Origin of the sequence: Paraburkholderia mimosarum LMG 23256 = NBRC 106338 (genome assembly GCF_000739815.1) — a bacterium.
Taxonomy (GTDB): Bacteria; Pseudomonadota; Gammaproteobacteria; order Burkholderiales; family Burkholderiaceae; genus Paraburkholderia; species Paraburkholderia mimosarum.
Genome location: NZ_BBJJ01000159.1, coordinates 1 through 5469, shown reverse-complemented (window position 1 = coordinate 5469; position 5469 = coordinate 1). Strand labels below are relative to the sequence as shown.

Genomic DNA, 5469 nt, shown 5'->3' with positions numbered 1-5469 from the left:
AGGGCTCGCTTCAGGAAACAGAAAATAAAGCACGCTAAGCGGATGAAACCCGCAGCTTGGGTACCCGCCTATGGTGCGGCGAACGCCTCGTCCATCTGCCGGTAGCGTTTGATTTCGTCGCCCTGGAGATAGATCGAGGTTGTCGCAATCGAGGCGTGCCGAAGGTTGTCGCGTACCGCCGTCAACTCCGCGCCGCGGGCGAGTGCATGCGTGGCGTGCGTATGCCGTGTCCAGTGGGGACTGGCGCGTCGCAACTTTTCGGCCAGCACGGGATGATCGGCGCAGATGACATCGGCGGCCAGATGAAAAAATCGCCGCAACACATACCACAGTCGGGAACGGGTGATGGCTGTTGCGCCTTCTTCGTCAACGCTTGCCAGTAACGGGGTCTTTGGATCCCAGCGCTGCGGCGTCACCGGCAGGTGCCTCTGGACGAGATACTGCTCGAGTGCGGTTCGGGCGAGTGACGGCAACGCTACCTTGCCAGCCTTGCCGCCTTTACCGACGAGGTTGAGCCAATGGGCGCCGTCTGCACCCGTACGAATGTCCCCAAGTCTCGCGCCAACGAATTCGCTTGCCCGCAGGCCTGTCGCGTACGAGAAGTCGAGCAGGAAGCGCAATCGCTGTGCGGCCAGTGTTCCCCAACCATAGGACCACTCCAGTCCGTTGGCGATCGTGCGAACCAGCCCCCATTCGCCTTCGGTGAAGCCGCGTGACGTGTCGAGCGGTTTCACGCGTGTCTTGCCTCGGACCTTGATGCCGGCAAACGGGTTGGTGAGCACATAGCGCTGTTCGATGAGCCAGCGAAACAGCGCGCCGAGAACTGAAAGCGCGTAGGCGGTCGAGCGCGCCGACAGGTTGCCGGCGAACGGACGCCACTCGGGAGCGCTACGCGGTCGTGGCGGTCCGATCCAGCGCTCGCGCGGCTGCGGGTGCCGAAGGAAACTGCGGTATGCAATGGCGTCTTCGGTCGTGAGTGAGGACAGCGCCCGCCCGCGCTCGACGATGGCCCACAGGATCAAGCGCTCGGCTTCCTTGCGGTATGCACTTTGCGTGGCGATGGTTTCGTGCAGGGCAAGCCATGCCTGTACCGCTTCGTAATCGTTGTTTGCGTCGAGCGCGCAGGCTTGCCGGGGCGCGCGGAAGCTGCCGTGCGAACCATCGACCTCATGGGGTATCCGTAACCGTTCCCAGGGAACAACAACGCTGAGGGCGCTTACCGCAACCAGCGCCCGGGCACGCTCCGTCAACTGTGGGTGGGCTTCAAAAAACGCCTCGATCTGACGGGCGCTGGTCTGGCCCAGCCCGGGCACGACGCTCCACCAACGGCGTCGGCGGGGCACACGAACTGTCAGGTCCGCGAGCGTCGCAATGCCATACGCACGCAGCGCGCGCACAGCACGGGGTGTGAGCCAAAGACTGATGTCATCGGCGATTTTCGGTTGCGGTGCGGGCAGCATACGCAGGGTGTCAATCGCGTTCGCGATTGCACCTGCCCGCTCGACCCGTTCACCGACGGGGTGCTGGAACAGATCGGCCAGATCGGTGCGCTGGCGTTCCAAGGCAAGGTTGGCAAGCTGACGGCGGATGGCGCCGATGATGCCACGCGCAGATTCACCCTGCGCCCGGACGTGAGGCAGGTAGCGGTCCACGGCGGCACGCGATGACAGGCCTGCATACCAGCCGCGCAGCGCGGCAAGTCGGTCAGCATCCGGAAACGCCGACGGTTCGGTAGGGATGGAGTGCGAGGTGGGCTGGGACTGACGCGTTTTCATGTTTGCCAGTTTATCTATTAAAAATCACTATCGCCATAAGAAGAATTATGACGATAGAACGGATTACACTGCGCTTTCCTGAACCGTCAATCCGGTGGAATCAGTGCCGCAAACCCTGTCGGCACCATCCCCACCCCTTGCCGAGCCAACCATGCCACGACGTTCCATTCTCTCGCCTGCCGAGCGCGACAGTCTCTTCTCGTTTCCGGAGAGCCATGATGAGATCATCCGCCACTACACATTCAACGAAGCGGAACTGTCGCTGATCGGCCAGCACCGGGGCGCGGCCAACCGTCTGGGTTTCGCCGTCCAGCTCTGCTGCATGCGCTATCCGGGGATTATCCTGGGCGCAGGCGTCGAACCGCCGCCTGCGCTGCTGGAGTACGTTGCCGGGCAGCTCAGCATAGAACCGATGTTCTGGAAAGAGTATGCAAAGCGGGACCAGACGCGTCGCGAACATCTGCTCGAACTGCAGGCCGCGCTGCAGTTGCGATTGCTCACTGTGCGTGACTACCGTCCGGCCGTGCAGGCCCTTGTTGATCTGGCGATGCAGACCGACAAGGGCCTGGTGCTCGCGCAGGCGCTGGTCGGATACCTGCGCCAGCAGGCAATCCTGCTGCCCGGCGCGAACGTGATTGAGCGAATCTGCGCGGAGGCCGTCACCCGCGCGACCCGCCGCATCTACGATGTTCTTACGTTATCACTGTCGGATGAGCACCGGACAAGACTCGACCAGCTATTGACGCGCCGTGATGACGGCCGCATGACATGGCTCGCATGGCTGCGACTGCCGCCGGGGAAGGCGAGTTCACGCCAGATGCTCAAGCATATCGATCGCCTCAAAATCCTCCACGCCATTGACCTGCCCGCAGGCCTCGACCGGATGGTGCACCGGAACCGTCTGCTCAAGATCGCCCGCGAAGGCGCGCAGATGACGCCTGCCGACCTGGCCAGATTCGAAAAGCAACGGCGTCATGCCACCCTGGTGGCCATCGTGATCGAAGCTACGGCGACGGTCACTGACGAGATCGTTGATCTGCACGACCGCATCATCGGACGGCTCTTCAATGCCGCGAAAAAGAAGCATCAGGAGCAGTTTCATCGTTCGGGAAAAGCCATCAACGACAAGGTGAGACTGTACGGGAAGCTGGGCCGGGCTCTGCTGGAAGCCAAGAAAAACGGCGCCGACGCGTTCAAGGCGATCGAATCCGTCATGTCGTGGGAGGCGTTCACGAAAAGCGTCAGCGAAGCCGAGCAGCTCGCCCAGCCCGAAGCGTTCGATTTTCTGCATCAGATCGGGGATCATTATGCGACACTGCGCCGGTACGTCCCGGCCTTCCTGGACATCCTGAAGCTACGTGCCGCTCCTGCGGCGACGGATGTGCTTGCAGCCGTCGATACGATCCGTGCCATGGACAACGACGGAGTGCGAAAAATGCCTGCCGACGCGCCCACCGCCTTCGTCAAGCCACGCTGGAAACCACTCGTGATGCCCGACAGCGGTATCGATCGCCGTTACTACGAACTGTGCGCGCTCGCCGAGCTGAAGAACGCGCTACGCTCAGGCGACATCTGGGTGCAGGGCTCACGCCAGTTCAGGGACTTTGACGACTACCTGCTGCCGACAGAGAATTTCCAGGCGATCATGCAGGGCAATGTCTTGCCGCTGCCGATCATCGCTGATTGCGACCGTTACTTGGAGGAGCGGCGGCAGTTGCCGGAGCAGCGACTGGCAACCGTCAACCGCCTCGCCGCCGATAACGGGCTGCCCGATGCGATCATCACGGAATCGGGCCTGAAAATGACGCCGCTCGATGCCGCGGTACCCGAGGCGGCCCAGGCACTCATTGACCAGACATCGGTCATGCTGCCGCGCGTGAAAATCACCGAGTTGCTGATGGAGGTTGATGCGTGGACCGATTTCACCCGCTACTTTACGCACCTGAAGACCGGTGAGACAGCGAAAGACAAGACCCTGCTGCTCACGACGCTCCTGGCCGACGCGATCAACCTCGGACTGACGAAGATGGCGGAGGCCTGCCCCGGTACCACCTACGCGAAACTGTCGTGGCTGCAGGCGTGGCACATCCGGGACGAAACCTACTCACAGGCGCTGGCTGAACTCGTCAACGCACAGTTCGCCCATCCGTTCGCCGCCCACTGGGGCGACGGCAGCACCTCGTCATCCGATGGGCAGCGCTTCCGTGCGGGCAGCAAGGCCGAGAGCACGGGACACGTGAATCCGAAATACGGCGCCGAGCCCGGACGCATGTTCTACACGCACATCTCCGACCAGTACGCGCCGTTCTATCCGAACCTCGTGAACGTCGGTGTGCGCGATTCGACCTATGTACTCGACGGACTGCTGTATCACGAGTCGGATCTGCGCATCCAGGAACATTACACTGACACCAACGGATTTACCGATCACGTCTTTGCGCTGATGCATCTGCTTGGTTTCCGGTTTGCGCCACGCATCCGTGATCTCAGCGACATGAAGCTGTATGTGCCAGGCAATCCCAAGGATTATCCTGCGCTTGCCTCAATGATCGGCGACACGTACAACGAAAAGCACATGCGGAGGAACTGGGACGAGGTTCTCCGTCTGGCGACGTCGATCCGGCAGGGCACCGTCACAGCTTCGCTGATGCTGCGCAAGCTTGGCAGCTATCCGCGACAGAACGGACTCGCTGTCGCACTGCGGGAAATCGGCCGCATCGAGCGCACGCTCTTTATTCTCGACTGGCTTCAGAACGTCGAACTGCGCCGACGCGTTCATGCCGGCTTGAACAAGGGCGAGGCCCGCAATGCGCTTGCGCGCTCGGTGTTCTTCTACCGCCTCGGTGAAATCCGCGATCGTAGCTTTGAGGCGCAGCGTTATCGCGCCAGCGGTCTGCATCTGGTCACCGCCGCGATCGTGCTGTGGAACACCGTCTACCTCGAGCGGGCTGTACAGACCATGCACGCCCGTGGTGTACCGGCCGACGCTACGCTGCTGCCGTATCTGTCACCGCTTGGCTGGGAACACATCAACCTGACGGGCGACTATGTCTGGCATAAGGACCGCAAGCTTCAGGCCGGCAGGTTCAGGCCACTGCGGCGGATGCCGGGGGCGGAGCCGCGGATTCGGCGTCCCTCGCAAACTGCCGAAAGCTCAACCGATCCTGCCGCCATACCCGACGAGCTCAACATCGTATAATCATCGGCTATAGCCGCCTTGACCTCGCGAAGAGAAAATCTGCCGTGAATAACCTGACGTCCCAACAACCGCTTGCCGACGACGATTTCGCCCGTCTCGCCGGGTTTCTCGACTCCATCGGCGATGCAGCGATGAACATCGAAACGGTCGACGGCTATTTCGTCGCGTTGATTTGCGGGCCAGACATCGTGTTTCCCAGCGAGTATCTGCCGCAGATCTGGGGGGAAGATTTTTCGTTTGAAAGTGACGGACAGGCCACAGAAATCGTCGAGCTGCTCATGCGTCACTGGAACACGATCAGCACGGAATTGCAGCAAACGCTGCATGAGCCGAACGTGTACCTGCCTGTGTTGCTCGAGCGAGAGGATGGTGTTGCCCCGGCCAACGACTGGGCACACGGCTTCATGCGCGGCGTACAGATGCGTCCCGCGAGCTGGGGTGAGCTGATCCATGACGAGGAGCACGGTGGACCGATGATCCCGATCATGATGCTTC

General features: G+C 61.6%; 3 protein-coding genes. 2 read left to right on the top strand and 1 reads right to left on the bottom strand.

Annotation, left to right across the window (positions count from 1 at the left end; translation table 11 throughout):
- Positions 1 to 68: 68 nt before the first annotated feature.
- The gene (locus tag BMI01S_RS35705; protein ID WP_028232562.1) at positions 69 to 1775 is read right to left on the bottom strand and encodes a phage integrase family protein; all 1707 of its coding nucleotides are present in this window, start codon (positions 1773 to 1775) and stop codon (positions 69 to 71) included.
- 151 nt (positions 1776 to 1926) lie between these two features.
- On the opposite strand from BMI01S_RS35705, the gene BMI01S_RS35700 reads away from it, so the two are divergent.
- On the top strand, positions 1927 to 4974 hold the full coding sequence (locus BMI01S_RS35700; protein ID WP_028232561.1) for a Tn3 family transposase: 3048 nt from the start codon (positions 1927 to 1929) through the stop codon (positions 4972 to 4974).
- 44 nt (positions 4975 to 5018) lie between these two features.
- Positions 5019 to 5469 (top strand): UPF0149 family protein (locus tag BMI01S_RS35695; protein ID WP_042292692.1); only part of this gene is annotated, 451 nt, incomplete at its 3' end.

Bases quoted from the DNA above. Each gene is read 5' to 3' on its own strand.
- BMI01S_RS35705 (WP_028232562.1), bottom strand. From the start codon at position 1,775: ATGAAAACGCGTCAGTCCCAGCCCACCTCGCACTCCATCCCTACCGAA.
- BMI01S_RS35700 (WP_028232561.1), top strand. From the start codon at position 1,927: ATGCCACGACGTTCCATTCTCTCGCCTGCCGAGCGCGACAGTCTCTTC.